Source organism: Mycobacterium asiaticum, from assembly GCF_001673365.1.
GTDB classification, from domain to species: domain Bacteria; phylum Actinomycetota; class Actinomycetes; order Mycobacteriales; family Mycobacteriaceae; genus Mycobacterium; species Mycobacterium asiaticum_A.
Genome location: NZ_LZLS01000164.1, coordinates 1 through 504, shown reverse-complemented (window position 1 = coordinate 504; position 504 = coordinate 1). Strand labels below are relative to the sequence as shown.

The 504-nt window shown below is 68.5% G+C and carries 1 pseudogene; it reads right to left on the bottom strand.

What is annotated here, in order from left to right:
- Window positions 1-504, bottom strand: a pseudogene (locus A5634_RS17970) ([protein-PII] uridylyltransferase); the annotation flags it as partial.

The window sequence follows — 504 nt, the reverse complement described above, 5'->3', positions numbered from 1 at the left end:
CGGCTCGTCGTCCATCACGACCGCGGGCGCGCCCAGCACGGCTAGCAGGTTCTTCTCCACAGCGGCACGCGCGTTCAGTTCCGGTGGCACCGCCACGCAGAAGACGTCGGCCGCGGTCGATCCGAAAGTGTTGACCTTCGCCCACACGATGTCGGTGTCGGAACGCTCCAGCGCCCAGGCCAGCAGCGCCAGCAGACCAACCCGGTCCATCGCGCGGACTTCCAGGATCAACTGACCCGGGGTATCGGTGTCGAGCCACAGGATGCGCGGTGGGGCGGTCGACCTGGTGACGGGCACCCCGACCTGCACCTCGCCGGCGCGCGCGGTCGCCGAGTTGAGGGCTTCGGTGTCGCGCTTTTCCAGCGACCCTAAGACGTCGACGTCGCCGTGCAGCGCACCGACGAATTGCTGGCGCAACAGATCCGCGGCAGGCGGCGAACCGAACAGCGGCGAGACCACGAACTCGGTGATCGCCACCCCCTCGTGGATGTTGACCGACGCCGA